This is a genomic window from Sulfuricystis thermophila (assembly GCF_004323595.1).
Taxonomy (GTDB): Bacteria; Pseudomonadota; Gammaproteobacteria; order Burkholderiales; family Rhodocyclaceae; genus Sulfuricystis; species Sulfuricystis thermophila.
Window position 1 is genome coordinate 2087378 of the sequence record NZ_AP019373.1, and the last position, 15250, is coordinate 2102627.

General features: G+C 66.8%; 18 protein-coding genes. 4 read left to right on the forward strand and 14 right to left on the reverse strand.

The features are described 5' to 3' along the window. Window positions 1-4: 4 nt before the first annotated feature. The 14 genes from M52SOB_RS10540 to M52SOB_RS10605 form a co-directional block, all read right to left on the reverse strand. Entirely contained in the window at window positions 5-1258 is a 1254-nt protein-coding gene (locus M52SOB_RS10540; RefSeq protein ID WP_131111770.1) for a GspE/PulE family protein, read from the reverse strand. Window positions 1259-1381: 123 nt separating this feature from the next. Beyond that, window positions 1382-1891, reverse strand: a complete 510-nt coding sequence (locus M52SOB_RS10545; protein ID WP_284155077.1) for a type II secretion system protein — start codon at window positions 1889-1891, stop codon at window positions 1382-1384. Next, window positions 1872-2246 (reverse strand): type II secretion system protein, encoded by a 375-nt coding sequence (locus tag M52SOB_RS10550; protein ID WP_131111771.1) that lies wholly within the window; start codon window positions 2244-2246, stop codon window positions 1872-1874. Before M52SOB_RS10550 ends, M52SOB_RS10545 begins: the two co-directional genes overlap by 20 nt. A gap of 7 nt (window positions 2247-2253) precedes the next feature. Continuing rightward, a complete protein-coding gene (locus M52SOB_RS10555) occupies window positions 2254-2727 on the reverse strand; it encodes a type II secretion system protein (protein WP_131111772.1) in 474 nt (157 codons plus the stop codon). Then, window positions 2724-4544, reverse strand: coding sequence for a secretin N-terminal domain-containing protein (locus M52SOB_RS10560; RefSeq protein WP_131111773.1), 1821 nt, complete (start codon window positions 4542-4544; stop codon window positions 2724-2726). Before M52SOB_RS10560 ends, M52SOB_RS10555 begins: the two co-directional genes overlap by 4 nt. Then, window positions 4541-5014, reverse strand: a complete 474-nt coding sequence (locus M52SOB_RS14035) for a hypothetical protein (protein WP_284155078.1) — start codon at window positions 5012-5014, stop codon at window positions 4541-4543. Before M52SOB_RS14035 ends, M52SOB_RS10560 begins: the two co-directional genes overlap by 4 nt. Further along, window positions 5011-5517, reverse strand: a complete 507-nt coding sequence (locus M52SOB_RS10570; protein WP_131111774.1) for a GspMb/PilO family protein — start codon at window positions 5515-5517, stop codon at window positions 5011-5013. The genes M52SOB_RS14035 and M52SOB_RS10570 overlap by 4 nt, the downstream gene beginning before the upstream one ends. Further along, a complete protein-coding gene (locus tag M52SOB_RS10575; protein WP_131111775.1) occupies window positions 5514-6002 on the reverse strand; it encodes a hypothetical protein in 489 nt (162 codons plus the stop codon). The genes M52SOB_RS10570 and M52SOB_RS10575 overlap by 4 nt, the downstream gene beginning before the upstream one ends. Beyond that, window positions 5999-6610: a hypothetical protein gene (locus tag M52SOB_RS10580; protein ID WP_131111776.1), complete on the reverse strand. Its 612-nt coding sequence runs from the start codon at window positions 6608-6610 to the stop codon at window positions 5999-6001. The genes M52SOB_RS10575 and M52SOB_RS10580 overlap by 4 nt, the downstream gene beginning before the upstream one ends. Further along, a complete protein-coding gene (locus tag M52SOB_RS10585) occupies window positions 6591-8162 on the reverse strand; it encodes a GspE/PulE family protein (RefSeq protein ID WP_131111777.1) in 1572 nt (523 codons plus the stop codon). The genes M52SOB_RS10580 and M52SOB_RS10585 overlap by 20 nt, the downstream gene beginning before the upstream one ends. After that, window positions 8159-9337 (reverse strand): type II secretion system F family protein, encoded by a 1179-nt coding sequence (locus M52SOB_RS10590; protein ID WP_131111778.1) that lies wholly within the window; start codon window positions 9335-9337, stop codon window positions 8159-8161. The genes M52SOB_RS10585 and M52SOB_RS10590 overlap by 4 nt, the downstream gene beginning before the upstream one ends. 1 nt (window position 9338) lies before the next feature. Next, window positions 9339-9743 (reverse strand): type II secretion system major pseudopilin GspG, encoded by a 405-nt coding sequence (gene gspG, locus M52SOB_RS10595; protein ID WP_131111779.1) that lies wholly within the window; start codon window positions 9741-9743, stop codon window positions 9339-9341. Then, window positions 9740-11068 (reverse strand): NAD(P)/FAD-dependent oxidoreductase, encoded by a 1329-nt coding sequence (locus tag M52SOB_RS10600; RefSeq protein ID WP_284155079.1) that lies wholly within the window; start codon window positions 11066-11068, stop codon window positions 9740-9742. Before M52SOB_RS10600 ends, gspG begins: the two co-directional genes overlap by 4 nt. Window positions 11069-11081: 13 nt before the next feature. Further along, window positions 11082-11384, reverse strand: a complete 303-nt coding sequence (locus M52SOB_RS10605) for a c-type cytochrome (protein ID WP_284155080.1) — start codon at window positions 11382-11384, stop codon at window positions 11082-11084. A gap of 171 nt (window positions 11385-11555) precedes the next feature. Here M52SOB_RS10605 and M52SOB_RS10610 point away from each other — a divergent pair, with 171 nt between their 5' ends. The 4 genes from M52SOB_RS10610 to M52SOB_RS10625 all read left to right on the forward strand — a co-directional run bounded on the left by M52SOB_RS10610 (window position 11556) and on the right by M52SOB_RS10625 (window position 15249). After that, window positions 11556-12974 carry a sensor histidine kinase gene (locus tag M52SOB_RS10610; protein ID WP_131111780.1) on the forward strand — a complete coding sequence of 473 codons (1419 nt, stop codon included), beginning with the start codon at window positions 11556-11558 and terminating at the stop codon, window positions 12972-12974. Further along, window positions 12971-13321, forward strand: a complete 351-nt coding sequence (locus M52SOB_RS10615) for a hypothetical protein (protein WP_131111781.1) — start codon at window positions 12971-12973, stop codon at window positions 13319-13321. The genes M52SOB_RS10610 and M52SOB_RS10615 overlap by 4 nt, the downstream gene beginning before the upstream one ends. Next, window positions 13318-14604: a response regulator gene (locus tag M52SOB_RS10620; protein ID WP_131111782.1), complete on the forward strand. Its 1287-nt coding sequence runs from the start codon at window positions 13318-13320 to the stop codon at window positions 14602-14604. Before M52SOB_RS10615 ends, M52SOB_RS10620 begins: the two co-directional genes overlap by 4 nt. Window positions 14605-14682: 78 nt before the next feature. Further along, window positions 14683-15249 carry an anthranilate synthase component II gene (locus M52SOB_RS10625; protein WP_131112519.1) on the forward strand — a complete coding sequence of 189 codons (567 nt, stop codon included), beginning with the start codon at window positions 14683-14685 and terminating at the stop codon, window positions 15247-15249. Window position 15250: the final 1 nt, after the last annotated feature.

Below are 15250 nucleotides of genomic sequence, written 5' to 3' on the forward strand. Positions count from 1 at the left end.
TCCTTCAGGCCTGGCGCGTGACGCGTGCCACTTCCTCCAGCGTGGTGAGCCCGGCGCGCGCCAGCTGCAAAGCGGCCTCGCGCAGGTCGTGCATGCCCTGCCGGCGCGCCTCGGCTCTAATCGTGGCCAGTGGCGCACGCTCGATGATCAGCGTGCGCATGGCTTCTTCGAGCACGAGAATCTCGGCGATCGCCCGCCGGCCGAGATAACCTGTGGTGCGGCAGGCACCGCAGCCGCTGCCGCGCCGGTAGCCGCCGATCGCCGCCTCGGGCGGCAGGGCGAGCGCCGCGAGTTCAGCGGGCGTCGGCACGACCGGTTCGGCACAATGCGGACAGACCGTGCGCAGCAGCCGCTGGACGACGATGCCGTTCAACGCCTCGCCCAACGCCGCCGCAGGAATGCCGAAGCGCGCTAAGCGACCGAGCGCATCGAAGACATGGTTGCCGCCCACCGCCGCCAGCACACGCCGGCCGTCCTGAGCCGCCTCGAGCGCCTGTCGGGCACTCGCCGCATCGCGCAACGGATCGATCAAGAGCCAGTCGGGATCATGTTGCAGCGCGGCGCGCAGTGCGTCGGCCATGCCTTCGGCACGGGAGCCGTCGGGCGTGGTTTGCAGGACGCCCGGCATGGGATAGGCGACGGCGGCCTCGACGCTGACGATCTTTTCGCGGCCGTCGCAATGTTCGGCGAGCATCGCATACAGCGTGGTCGTCCGGCCGCTGCCCGACGGGCCGGCGACGAGCACCAGCCCGTAAGGCTGTGCCGCGAGCGCATGCAGGCGGGCGCGCTCGGCACTGGCGAAACCGAGCCGTTCGATGTCCAGCACCTCGCCGGCCGGCACCAGTCGCGGTCTGGCGAAGATGTGCAAGCTCGCATCCTCGCCATGCTGGCCGGTGAGGAGCGAGAGCCGCACAGGCACACGGCGTCCGTTCAAGCGCAATTCGCCGTGTCTTTCGCGCGCAGTGCCGTCGAGGCCGATCAGCGCTTTCAGCCGCGCGAGCGCCTGTGCCGCGATTTCGCGTCCAGCCAGCTCGCAGACGGTTTCGAGCACGCCGTCGACGCGCTGGCGCACGATCAGACCGAGCCCCGTCGTTTCGAAATGGACGTCGCTCGCGCCGAGGCGCAGCGCGGCATCGAGTTTTTCCTGCACCAGCGTCTTCAGCGCATCCTGGCTCTCACTGGGCGACACGCGCACAGGCATCTGCGTCACCTTGGCCAGCGGCGGGGTTGCAATGGAAGCGGGTAGTCGAGCGGTCATCGGATTCTCCTCTCGTAGGTGGATCGCGCCAGCAATGCCGGATTCACTGCGATCTTGCGCGTTCGTCTGGCCGATCGCCACTGTCGCCAAACCACGACGAAACGATTGTCGGCGATGCGGCTTTCAGTGCCGTGCCACTGCCACACTGGCCGTTGCGCCGGCGGGAACGGGCTGCAAGGCGAAGACCCATTCGTCGTGGCGCTGCGCCTGGGCGAATGCCTCCAGCCCGACCGGAAAGCCGCTCCTGCGCAGCGTTGGCGAGGTGCTCAAGCTATGGATGCCGAGGATGCGTCCGTCCGGCGCGCGCACCAGGCCCCAGCGCTTGCTGCCGGTGAGCGGATCGCGATAGAGGCGCCGCAAATGGCGTTTCGTGCCGGGATGGCGTGGATCGCGCAACAGCTCGGTCAGTTCCTGCGGCGCATCGGGTTGGCCGAGCGGTGTGGCCTCGGCATAGCTTTTCAGTGCGGCGCGGAACTCCTGACCGATGGCGATGAGCTCCGCTTCCTGCTCACGTAATTGCAGTTGCGCGCCGGTTTCCAGCACGCGCGTCGCGCCCACCGCGATCAGTGCGATGGTGATCAACAGCGCGACGTAGGTGAAACCCGCCTCGCGGCTACCATTGTGCATAGGCACGCCCATTCCGGCCGACGCCGGGCGCGCGGCTCTTCAGATCGACGACGCCGCTGGCGCCCTCTTCGTCCTGGATGACGACGAGCCGCCAGGCGGTAGCGCTGTCCAGCAGGGGATCGACCGGCAGAGTGCGCAGATAGCGGCGCGCGACCAGCTCTTCGAGCGAGCTCGGATAACGCCCGCGGTCGGCATGGAAGCGGTCGATCGCGCTGCGCGTGATGCGCAGGTTTTCCGCAAGCACGGCCTCTTTCGCGCGATCGACGCTGTGCAGGTATTTCGGCGCCGCCAGCGACAGCAGCAGACCAAGGATCGCCAGCACGACGAGCAGCTCGATCAGCGTGAAACCGCGCCTGTTCATGCCTGCCTCACCACTCGCGATAGGGCACGCCGTTGAGGCCAATCGCGGTCGAGCGGGAGAAAACATCGAAGACGTCCTCGCCCTCCTGCGGCGCATCGGGCTCGCTCGCATAGCTGCGCTTGCCCCAGGTCGCCACCGCTTCGACGCTTGGATCGGGGTACAACGGATCGCGGGGCAGGCGGCGCAGGAAATAGAGCTTGCGGCGGCGCACATCTTTCGCATCCTCGACGCCGGCGACCAGTGCTTCGAGATTCGGCGGATAGCCGCTCGCGCCCGCGGGCAGCACGATGCGCCCTTCGTCGGCGGCCCACTTGTAGGCATCGATCGCATCGCGGATCTCGCGCAGGGCGCGGCGCAGTTCCTGTTCCTTCTGGCGCTGCTGCGATACCTCGGCGAGCGGCAGTGCGATGCCGGCGAGCACGCCGAGGATCGCCAGCACGGCGACCAGCTCGATCAGCGTGAAGCCTCGGACGCGTTTCATCGGGGCGTCGTTTCACCGCCCGCCGGTGCCTGCTGCGCCGGCGCCGGCACGACTTCGGTATAGGCGGAGAGGTCGGCCGCCGGCGCACGCAGGTTGCCTTCCGGCCCGGAATCGAATTCGCTGCGTGCCAGCGTGGGACGCGTCATGCCCCGCACCAGCCGCGGCGTGATCGACAGCATCAGCTCGGTCTTCTGACCGTCGTCGGTGCGGCCGCCGAACAGGCGGCCGAGGACGGGAATCTCGCCCAGGCCCGGCACCTTGTTCGCTGTGGCGCGCTCGGCATCGCTGATCAGGCCGGCGAGCACCTGATTCTCGCCATCACGCAGGCGCAGCACCGTCGAGGCATTGCGCGTGCCGATCTGGTAGGCGAGCGTGCCGGTCTTGGTCTTCACCTGGTCGACGATGTTGCTGACTTCCAGGTTGATGCGGATGGCAATCTCGTTGTCGAGATAGATGGTGGGCTGCACTTCGAGCTTCAGGCCGACATCGACATACTGCACCGATTCGGCGACGAAGCCGGTCGCGGTGGCGGTGGTGGTGATATTCGGCACCCGGTCGCCGATCATGATCTTGGCCGTCTCGCGATTGCGGGTGCGGATGCGCGGGTTGGCGAGCAGGTTGATGTCGGTGTCGCCCTGGCCGGCCGAGACGGTGAGCGGCGTGATCGCCGCGCCGAGCGTGCGCGAGCTGGCATTCTTGATGTCGGCGAGTGTCAACAGGCCGTTCGCCGCGCTGGCGAGCGGCGTCAGCGTCAGCAGGTCGGGCCAGCGGATGCCCAGATCGAGCAGGCGGCTACGTTTCACTTCGAGGATCTCGACTTCGAGCATCACTTCCGGTTCGGGCAGGTCATGCACCGCGAGCAGCTTGCCGGCGAGACGGATGGTTTCGGGCGTATCGCGCATCACCAGCAGGTTCTGCTTTTCGTCGGCGACGACATCCTTGGCCTTGAGGATGGTACGCAGCGTCGCCAGCGCGATCTTCGGTTCGGTGTTGGCGAGGTAGAAGGTCTTGATCGTCAAGGGCTGATGCTCGCGCGCCTTGGCCGGTGTGTTCGGATAGACGAGGATGGTGCCGTCATCGAGGGTGCGCCGTTCGAGCTGATGCGCCAACAGCACCGCATTGAGAATCTCCTTCACCGTCGCGCGCCGCAAGTAGATCGTCGTCGGCGCATCGGGCCGCACATCCTTGTCGAATACGAAGTTGATGCCGGAAGTGCGCGCCAGCACCTCGAAAACCTGTTTCAGCGAGGCTTCCTTGAATTCGATCGATACTGGACGGGCGAGCGCATCGCCGAGCTTCGGATCGCCCTCCGGCTGTGCCGTCGCCAGCGTCGCCTCGATGGTCTCGCGCAGCTTGAGTGCGGCGGCATCGTGCGGCGCTTCGACGAGGATCTCGCGCAGACGGGACAGCGCGGCTTCGGCATCGCCGCGCGCCCAGGCAGCCTCCGCTTCGGCCAGCCATTGCGTACGGCGCCGTTCCAGGCGGGCGGCTTCGGCAAGCTTGCGGGCGCGCTCGTTGGCTGGATCGAGCGCCAGCACCCGCGCGAGCAGCGCATCGGCCTCGGCGCGACGCCCGGCGCCGATCGCCTGCTCGGCCTCACGCAGCCAGTGCGCCGCGATACGCTCGCGCGTCGTCGCCACGGCCATGCGCGTCTCGGCCCGGTTTGGCTCCTCACGCAACGCGGCCTCGAAATGCGGCAACGCTTCTTCGAGCCGGCCCTGCTCGGCGAGGCGGCGACCTTCCTGCAAGGGCGCCGAGGTCGTCGCACAGCCGGTGAGCAAGGCAATGATGGCGAATAATGCGGCGCGGCGGTTCATTCCTTGGCTTCTCCGATGTCGAGGGTTTGGCGCATCTGGCGCCTGAGATGCTGCAGGGTCATGAGCGGCGGCTGGATCGAGGCGATGCGGTAGGTTTCGTCGAGGGTATCGCCGACGCGCACGATACGGGTTTCCTCGCCGCGCGCCAGGAACACGCACCAGCCCTCCTGTTCGTCATACTGCTTGCCGATCACGCGCCACGGCAGAGTGTGGGCAAGACTCGGCGCTGGCGAAGCGGCACGCGGCGGATCGGTCTGGGCGGTCGTTGGGTCGGCCGGCAGTCTTGCCGCAGGCGCAAACGGATTACCGATCGCCGCGGGCACGTTTTGACGTGGCGCAAGGGCACGGACATAGGGCAGACGTTCCGTAGCCACGGCTGGCGACGGCGGCGTGGATGCCTGCCCATAGGCCGCCAAGAGCGCCACCGCGACCAACACGAAAAGGAGCCAGGGCAGGCGCGACGATGTCATGAGCGCACCTCCTCAGCCGGCTGGAGATGGAATACCAAGCGCAGCTGGGCCTGGACGCCATTGCCGGAGGCATCCCGCTGCAAGCCGAGCTCCGCCACCGCCAGCGCCGGTTCGCGGGCCAGCGCCGCGGCAAGGAATTTCTGCAAATCGGCATAGTCGCCGTGCACTGGCATGGCCAGTGTCGCCCGATCGAAACCGCCGGCCTCGTCGCGTTCGCTGCCGAAGTCGATGCGGCCGGGCACGAGGCCGTGCTCAAGCGCCAGATCGATGACGGCGTGCTGGCGGGCTTCGAGTTCGCTGCGCGGGATCAGGATGGCGCGAAAGGCGAGGTAGTGCGTTTCGCTGCGGCGCCCGCCGTCGTCGCTGGCGGCCACGATCTCGGCCGTCGGCCGCTTCAGACCGCCCAAGGTCAGCGCCGGCAACCCGACCAGCGCCGTCAAGACCAGCAGCACCGGCCAGGGGTGCCGACGCCAGGCGAGGCCGAAGGCCAGACGCGGATTCACGCCCCCTCCCGGATGCGCAGTTCGAGCGTGAATTGCACCGGCCAGGCGGCGCCAGCGACGCTCTCCACGCCGAGCAGGTCGGCGCCGGCGATCGGCGAGGCGCTGCGCAAGCGTTCCGGCAGCGCCTGGACGGCGGCCTGCGTGCGCGCCTCGCCGGTCAGCCGCAGGGTGGCGCGCGCGATATCGGCCTCGACACGCAATAGCACGGCATCGTGTTGCGTACCAAAGTGGTCGGCCAACGCGGCCAGCACCTCGGGCCAAGGCAGATTGAGCTCACGGATCGCCCGATCGGCGGCCTGCGCCGCCTCGCTGCCCGGCATACCGAGCGGAGGGTTTGGCGCCATGTGGCTGGCCTCGACCGGACTGGTCAGCACCCAGGCCGACGCGCCGACGATCGCCAGCAGCATGCCGACGCCCCCGGCGATCCAGCGCAGCCGCGCGGAGCTCGGCGGCCGCGGCGCGAAATCGATGACGAGCGGTTTCATGCCGCCGCCACCTCCGCGAGCGGCCCGACGACCACCGGGCGTGGGCACGCGCCCGACAGCCCGGCCTGGCGGCAGTCGCGCCGCAACAGCGTGGCGAAATCGGCCTTACTGCGATCGAGCGGCGGATGGACCCGGACATTGCGCCAGAGGCCGTCGACGATCAAACCGATCGTCGTGCTGTCGGCCTCCGCGAGACAAAACGCCGCCGTCCGTTCCAGTCGGCGGCAATGCCGGTTGTAGGCACGCACGAACCGCGGCTGGATACGCCGTGGCCGCCAGCCGCGCTCGGCCGCCTGACGCGGCAGATCGACGGCCACCGTCGCCGGCAGGGCGCAGGCCAGCCAGGCGCGGCTGGCAGGATCGGGATCGTAACGGATCACCCAGCGGCCAGGGTCTTCGCCGAAGATCGCGGCAAAACATTCCGCGGCATAAAGATCGAGCTCGTGTGCGCTGGCCAGCCCAGCGGGGCAGTCGAGGATCCAGTAACGTGCCAGCGCATCGGAAACGCAGATGTCGAGCGCTGCACCGGCGCGCGGCGGAGCGTCGAGCGGCACTGCGCCGCGCCGCGGGACGAAGAGTTCGGCGGGTTCAGCTCTGAAGCGTGACACGCGCCACCTCTTCGAGAGTCGTCTGGCCAGTACGGGCCAGTTGCAGGGCGGCGTCGCGCAGGCTCAACATGCCCTGGCGGCGCGCTTCGGCCTTGATCTCGGCCAGCGGCGCCCGTTGGGCTATCAGGGCGCGCAGGCGATCGTCGAGTGCCAGGATCTCGGCGACCGCCCGACGGCCCCGATAGCCGGTGCCGCGACATTCGCCACAGCCCTTGCCCCGGCGCAGGCCGGCGAATTCGGCGCTGGCGGTCTCCGGGGGCAGGCGTAGTGTGGCGAGTGCGCGTGGAGAAGGCGCCACGGCTTCGGCGCAATGCGGGCAGACGGTGCGCAGCAGGCGCTGCGCCCAGACGCCATTGAGCGCCGAAGTCAGGGCATAGGGATCGATGCCCAGATGGGCGAAGCGGTTGAAGACGTCGAAGACGTTGTTGGCATGCACCGTCGAGAGCACCAAATGGCCGGTGAGCGCCGACTGCACGGCGATCTCGGCGGTCTCGGCGTCGCGGATCTCGCCGATCATGATCTTGTCGGGGTCGTGGCGCAGGATCGAGCGCAGGCCACGGGCGAAAGTGAGCCCCTTCTTTTCGTTGACGGGAATCTGCAGCACGCCGGCCAGCTCGTATTCGACGGGGTCTTCGATGGTGACGATCTTGTCCTGGCCGGTGTGGATCTCCGATAGCACGCCATACAGGGTCGTCGTCTTGCCGCTGCCGGTCGGGCCGGTGACCAGCAGCATGCCGTAAGGCAGCGCCGCCAACGCACGGATCTGAGCCAGTTCGTCGGTCGCGAAGCCGAGCCGATCGAGACTGAGCGTTTCGCCATCGGCCACCAGCCGGCGCTTGTCGAGGATGCGCAGCACGGCATCCTCACCGTGGAGGCTCGGCATGATCGACAGCCGCAGATCGACGCGGCGACCGGCGAAGCGCACCGCGAAGCGGCCGTCCTGCGGGATGCGCCGTTCGGCGATGTCGAGCTCGGCGAGCACCTTGAGGCGTGAGATCGCCTGTTCGGCGGTGTCGCGGCCGGAGGCTTCGCCGATGCGTTCGAGCACGCCATCGATGCGGTAACGCACGACGAGGCCCTGCGGCGTCGCCTCGAGATGGACGTCGCTGGCACCGAGCCGCAGCGCATCGTGCAGCGTCGAATTGATGAGGCGCACGACCGGGCTGTCGTCGCGCGGCAGCGCACTCACCGCGACTTCCTTTTCAGCGGGTGCCGTCCCGCCAGCGCCGACTTTCTGCGTGGCGATGTCCGCCAGCGCCGAGGCCGTTTCCATCTGCTTGTCGAACCAGGCGCTGAGATCGTCCGGAGCGACGAGATACCATTCGACCGGCCGGCCGGCGCGGGCCTCGAGCCAACGCTGCCGGTCGGCGTCGAGCGGGTCGTCGCACACCCCGATCAGCTGCCGGCCATCACGCAACAACGCGCAGCGCCGCACGCGGGCCTCGGCGAGCGGCACGCGTCCGAACAGCGGCTGCAGCCGGTGCAGCTGAAACAGCGTCAGCACCGTGAAATCGGCGCCTGCCCAAACCCGGACATCGTCGGGCGCGTTCATTGCAGGCTCCCGGCGAGATCGAAGATCGGCAGATAGAGCAACACGACGATCGTGCCGACGACGAGGCCGATCGCCGCCATCAGCAACGGTTCGAAAGCGCGGGCGAAGGCGTCGATGCGGCGGGCGATCTCGCCATCGTGGAAGCGTGCCGCGCGACCGAGCATCTCGCCCAGCCGCCCGCTGCGCTCGCCGACGCGCAACAGCCGCAACGCGACGGGGGTGACGAGGCCGGCCGCCGCGAAGGCCTGCGAGACGCTCTCACCGCGTTCGATCGCGGCCGCGGCGGCATGGTGACGCAACAGCATTTCCGGTGACAGCAGACCCTCGCTAAGCCGCATGGCCGGCAGGATCGGCAGGCCGCCATCGAGCAGCGTGCCGAGCGCGAGATACAGACGCGCCAGCTCGAGCAACACGAGTGTCGAGCCGATGCCGGGCAGACGGCGGGCGAAACGTTGTGCGCCACCGCTGGCCCACCAGGCGCGGGCAGCGACGATTGAAGCGGCCAGTGCCGCGAGCGCAGCGATGGCGAGCAGCCGGCCATGATCGGCGGCGAAACCGCCCCAGGCCATCAGCTGCTGCGAGAGCCAGGGCAGATCGCGCCCGGTGCCTTGGTAGATGCCGGCAAAACGCGGCACGACGTGGCCGAGCAGAAAGGCCGTGACGGCGCCGCCGACCACCAGCAGGATCGCCGGATAGATCAACGCGCTGACCAACCGCCCGCGGATGATGTCGAGCTGGCCGTGGTATTCGAGATAACGGGCCAGCGAGGTCGGCAGGCTGGATGTGCGTTCCGCCGCCCGCATCAGGCCGACGTAGAGCGCTGGGAAATGTTCGGGCTGCCGTTCGAGGGCGGCAGAAAAGCGCTGACCTTCCCGCAAGTCGCGCAGCAGCCGTTCGAGCACGCTCCGTGTCGCGCTGCGCGGCTCCTTGTCACAGAGCGCCTCGATGGCCTCGGTGAGCGTCAGGCCGGCTTCGAGCAGCGCGAGCAGTTCCTGGCTGAACAAGGCCAGCGGAAACGCACTGCGACGGTCTGGCAATACGCTTCGTGACGGGGCCACCGACAATGGCCGCAGATCCTGGGCCAACACCTGCTCGCGCGCAGAGGCCGCATCCGCGGCATCGATCGCGAGGCTCACCACACCGTGAGCACCGATGGCACGCACTGCGAAGCGCATCTCAATACACGATGTCCGCGTTGTCGCCCGTGCCGCCGGGCGCACCGTCGCGGCCATAAGAAACGAGTTCGTAATCGCCCTTCCGGCCGGGCACCCGATAGACATAGGGCCGGCCCCAGGGATCCGCCGGAACGTCCTTTTGCAGATAAGGGCCGTTCCATTTCGCCTCGCCGGCCGGCCGCTCGCGCAGGGCCGCGAGGCCCTGCACCGCGGAAGGATAATGGCCGGTATCGAGACGGTAAGTATCGAGCGCCTTGGCCAGCGCCTCCATCTGGGCGCGGGCCACGGTGATCTCGGACTTGCCGATCTGGGCGGCATAGCGCGGCCCCACGTAGGCGACGAGCAGACCGATGATCGCGACCACCACCAGCAGTTCGAGGAGCGTGAAGCCGCGCGTTTTCGTCATGCGAAGGTGTCCCCCATCAGCGCGGTGAACCACTTGCCCATCTCGCTGAAGTTCTTCGTCGAACGCGCCGCGGCTTCGCCGGAGGAGGCCGGCACCGGCACCATCGTCGCCGTCGTTGCGTCGTAACGGAAGTTTGCCGTCAGCCAGGAAGCGGTCGTCGCGGTGATCGGCGAATAGCAGGCCGAGTTGGTGTGCGGCGATGGATCGAGCGGCTGACCGGAGAGCAGGCGCAGGATCGCGTCGGCGCAGACCTTGGCTTCCTGGTTGGCGATGTGGCCGGCCTTGGGCTGGGTCGTCGCGGAAGCGTCGCCGATGACATGGATGCCTGGCGCCGTCTTCGACTCATAGGACAGCACATCCACCGCCGTCCAGCGGCCATCCGCCGTGTTGGTCAGTCCGTTGGCCGAGATCACCTTGCTGGCGCGATGCGGCGGAATCAGGTTGAGCACGTTTCCGCGGATGTTGCCGATGTTGGTGTTGACCGTCATCGTCGTCGCATCGACGCTGTTGATCGTCACCCCCGGCTGATATTCGATCACACCGGCATGGACGTTGTAGAAGGCGTCGGTGAAGGCATTGACCTCGGCGGTGATGCCCGGGTTGGCATCGAGCACGATCACCTTCGAGCCGGGCCGGTTGGTCTTCAGCCAGTCGGCGACGATGCAGGCGCGCTCATAAGGCCCGGGCGGGCAGCGATAGGGCTTGGCCGGGATGCTCATTACGAAGACGCCGCCGTTGGGCATCGCCGTGATCATGTTGCGCAGCGCCGTGGTCTGCGGACCGGCCTTCCAGGCGTGCGGCACCTTGGCCTGTGCCGCGGCGGTCTCGAGGCCGGGCAGGATGTCGAAATCGACGCCCGGCGCGATCACCAGCCGGTCATAGGCATAGCTGGTGCCGCCGGCGAGGACGACCTTCTTGCCGACCGGATCGATGGTCAGCACCTCGCCCTTGACGACCTTCACCCCATAGCGGCTCGCCAGGTTGCCGTAGCCATATTGCAACGAGGTGATGGTACGGCTGCCGTTCAGCACCAGGTTGCTCATGATGTTCGAGGTATAAGCCGAGTCGCGCTCGATCAGCGTGACGCTCACCCCGCTGCCGCCCCACAAGCGCAGATATTTGGCCACCGTCGCACCGGCCATGCCGCCGCCGATGACGACGACCCGACCCTTGATGCCTGTATTGCTCGGCACCGCAGCCGCAGTCGTCGTGGTCGTCGTCGAAGTCCTCTTTTTGTCCGCATGGGCCAACACACTCCAGCCTGCCAAAGAAAAACCGATTCCCGAGGCGCCGGCCCATTGGATGAATTTTCTGCGATCGATCATGGTCCGTTCCTCCTCAGCGTAGGGTTGCCAGGTAATTGGCAAGCTGGTTGATTTCGGCATCGGTATAGCCGCGCGCATGCATGTCCATCATCTTCGGCGGCGATTTCTGCTGCATTTCCTTGAGCTCCTTGACGATTTCGCTCGCCGACTTGCCGGCGATCTTTTCCACGCCGCCGCTGCCGTTGGTGCCGTGGCACTGGAAGCAATTCGACGCGAGCAGTCGCCCCGCCGGCGGCGCGGCCGCGGTGGTCTGGGCGATAACGGGCATGGTCGCCAGGCTGCATGCCAAAACGCACAAGATGTTTCTTCGCTTCATGGAAACTCCTTTTTCTCGATGTGACGAACGCCGCCTGCATCCAGCGGCAGATGACGGCCCTCCTGGCAGCGAACCGCGGGGCGGATATTGCTGAATGCGGTAAAGTGTTTCCACTGTCGTCGACACCCGACACTTTTCCCGAGCCGGCCGATTCCTTACGATTGCGGCGCCATGAACCTCTACCCGCGCTCCTTTCTGCGCCTGATCCTGACCGGCTGGCTGCTGACGGCCCTGCCGCTGCTGATCGCGATCGCCTTCGCCTCGGCCAGCCTGACGGGGTTGTCAGAGCGCAGCGCCGTCTCGATGCTCGAGACGGCCGAAGCCACGCGGCTCGCCTGGGAGCTCGACGAGGACATCCTCACGATGGAGCGCCTGCTGCGGCAATACGAGGCATTGCAAGACCCGTCGCTGATCGACGACTATCTGCTGGCACAAAAGGAATGGGGCTCGCATCTGGATGAACTCGTCCGTCTGCCGCTGCTCACATCGCTGAGCGACGAAGTACGCGCCATGCGCGCACTCGAAGCCGCCGCGCACCCCGCGCTGTTGGCCGACGCACATGACGTGCAACCGATGCTGAACACATTCGAGACCCTCAAAGGCCGTATCAGCGGCCTGGTCAAGGAAATCGACCGGCTCAGCGAAGCGGAACGCCAGACCTTCCGCAACGAAGCAGAACGGCTGCAACAGCAGCTGCTGATCGCCATCGTGTTGGCCCTGCTTGCCGCACTGTTGCTGTTCTGGGCCGGGCAGCGCACGGTCGCGCAGCTGTTCCGCGGCGTCGAGCGCGCCGTGATCGCTCTCGGCAACAATCTGCTGGAACGGCCGATCGAGCTCAAGGGCACGGACGATCTGCGCTGGATCGGCAAACGGCTCGACTGGTTGCGTCGGCGCATGCTCGCCTTGCAGGAAGAACGCACGCGCATCCTCCGGCATGTTTCGCATGAGCTGAAGACTCCGCTCGCCGCGCTACGCGAAGGCACGAGTCTGATCGCCGAAGGCGTGGCGGGAGAACTGTCGATTCAGCAGGAACAGATCGCCAGCATCATGCAGGGCAACGTCCTGCGGCTCCAGGCGCTGATCGACGGGTTGCTCAAGCTGCAACAGGCCGAGCACGTGCGCGACCGCATCGAGCCCGAAAACCTGCGGCTCGACGAACTGATCCAGCAGATTTTGGCGACCCACAAGCTCGCCGCACGCGACAAGCAGCTGCGCATCACCGGCCGGCTCGCCCCGCTGACCGTCGTCGGCGGCCGCGAAGAGATCACGACGATCATCGACAACCTGCTGTCGAATGCCGTCAAGTTCTCGCCACCGCGCGGCACGATCCGCATCGAGCTGTCCCGCGCCCAGCAAAATGCGGTGCTCGACGTTTTCGACGAGGGCCCGGGCGTACCCGAGGAGGAGCGTAAAATGATTTTCGAACCGTTCTATCGCGGCCCGGCCGCGAAATCGGTTACCGGCGTCGGCCTCGGTCTGGCCATCGCGCGCGAATTCGTCGCCGCCCATCGCGGCACGCTCGAATATCTGCCCGACGAGGCGGCCACGCATTTCCGCGTCACCTTGCCCCTCACTATCGAAATGCCATGAACCTGCCCCGCCTCCTTTTGCTGATGTCCCCGCTGCTGCTGGCCGGTTGTGCTCAGCTGACCGGGCAGGGTGCTGCCACGGCGGACGAAATGCAAATGCTGCGTGAGGAACTGCGCAAAGCGGAAGACGAAAAATTGCAGCTCGTCTATCAGCTCACCGAGCTCCAACGCCGCTGCGAGGACGAGAAACAAAAATTGCTCGGCCAAGTGGCGGAGCGACAGCGCCTGCTACGCGAGGAACAACGCAAGGTCGAGGAGCTCGAAGCCAAAGTCGCCGCGCTCGAAAAGAAGGTAGAAGCGCTGCGTCGCATCGATCGCGAAACGCTGCAACGGGCGATCCGTCGATGAACGGCAACACGGGCGCCCGCATCCTCGTCGTCGATGACGACCCCGATCTGCTGGCGCTGATCACGATGCGTCTTTCCTCGGCCGGCTATACGGTCGCCCAGGCGTCCTGCGGAGAAGAGGCCCTGGCGATCTTCCGCGCCGAACGGCCGCGTGTCGTCGTCACCGATCTGCGCATGGACGGCATGGATGGCCACGCGCTGTTCGAGCGCCTGCATGCCGAAGCACCGAGCGTGCCGGTGATCATCCTCACCGCCCACGGCACCATCCCCGATGCGGTGGCGGCCACCCAGCGCGGCGTGTTCAGTTTTCTCACCAAGCCTTTCGATGGCCGCGAGCTCCTGGCGCGTATCGCCGCGGCGATCACGCTCTCGCCGCCGATCGCGCCGGAACGCGACAATGCGGCATGGCGCCGCGAAATCATCTCCGCCGATCCGGTGATGGATGAGCTGCTGCGTGCCGCCCACCGTCTCGCCGACGACCCGCAGCCGCTCCTCATCAAGGGTCCGCCCGGCAGCGGCAAGGAGCTGCTGGCCCGCGCGATGCACCAATGCAGCCAACGTGCCGACCAGCCGTTCCGGGTGGTGCCCTGCTCCGGATTGACCGGCACGGATGCAGATGCCCTTCTCAACGCGGCACTCGATGAGGCAGGCACCCTGTTGCTCGACGAAATCGAGCGGCTGCCAGCAAACCTGCAAGCCCGCCTGCAGGCTCGCATCGCTGCAGCCGGCCTTTTCGAGGGCCGGCGCTGTGCCGCGCGCATCATCGCGACGGCGCACCCATCGCTGGAAACGGCTGTCCATGAAGGCCGTTTCCGCGCCGATCTCTACTACAGCCTGATGCGCAATACGCTGACCCTGCCCGGTCTGGCGGCACGGCGCGGTGACATTCCGCTGCTCATCGCCCATTTCACCGCGCAAGCGAGAGACAAGACCGCGCAGGCCTTTTCCCCCGAGGCCATGACCCTGCTGTGCGAGGCGCCGTGGCCAGGCAATGTGCGCCAGCTGCGCAGCATCGTCGAACAGGCGCTGGCCTTGGCAGTCACGCCGCTCGTTCCGGCCTCGCTGGTGCGGCGTCTGCTGACCGAGGAGAATGCACGGGAAATGGCCGCTTTCGACGACGCGCGCAAGGCATTCGAATACGACTATCTGGTGCAGCTGCTGAAAACCACTTGCGGCAATGTCGCCCAGGCGGCCCGCATCGCCCGGCGCAATCGCACGGAGTTTTACAAGCTGCTGGCCCGTCACGATCTCGATCCGGCACGCTTCAAGCAAGGCGCGAAATGAACCCGGGGTGCCACGGTGCCCGCTTCTGAGGGAAAATGGCGATTTCGCATCATGACCCGACCGGAAAGCGGACATCCCATGCTCTTGATGATCGACAACTACGACTCCTTCACCTACAACCTCGTGCAGTATTTCGGCGAACTCGGGCAGGAGGTGCGCGTGTTTCGCAACGACGCGATCACCGTGAAGGAAATCGCGGCGATGAACCCCGATTATCTGGTCATCTCCCCCGGCCCCTGCTCGCCGAAGGAAGCGGGGATTTCGGTCGAAGCGATCAGGACGTTCGCCGGCAAGCTGCCGATCCTCGGCGTCTGTCTCGGACATCAAAGCATCGGCTACGCCTTCGGCGGCGAGATCATCCACGCCAAGCAACTGATGCACGGCAAGATCTCGGCGGTGCATCACGCCAATGTCGGTATCTTCAGCGGCTTGCCCAATCCGTTCCATGCCACGCGCTATCACTCGCTGGCGATCCGCCGCGACACGCTGCCGGCCTGTCTCGAGGTCACCGCCTGGACCGACGATGGCGAGATCATGGGCATCCGTCACAAGGAATTCGCCCTTCAGGGCGTGCAGTTCCATCCCGAATCCATCATGACCGAGCATGGTCATGCCCTGCTCAAGAACTTCCTCGAGGGGAAATGAC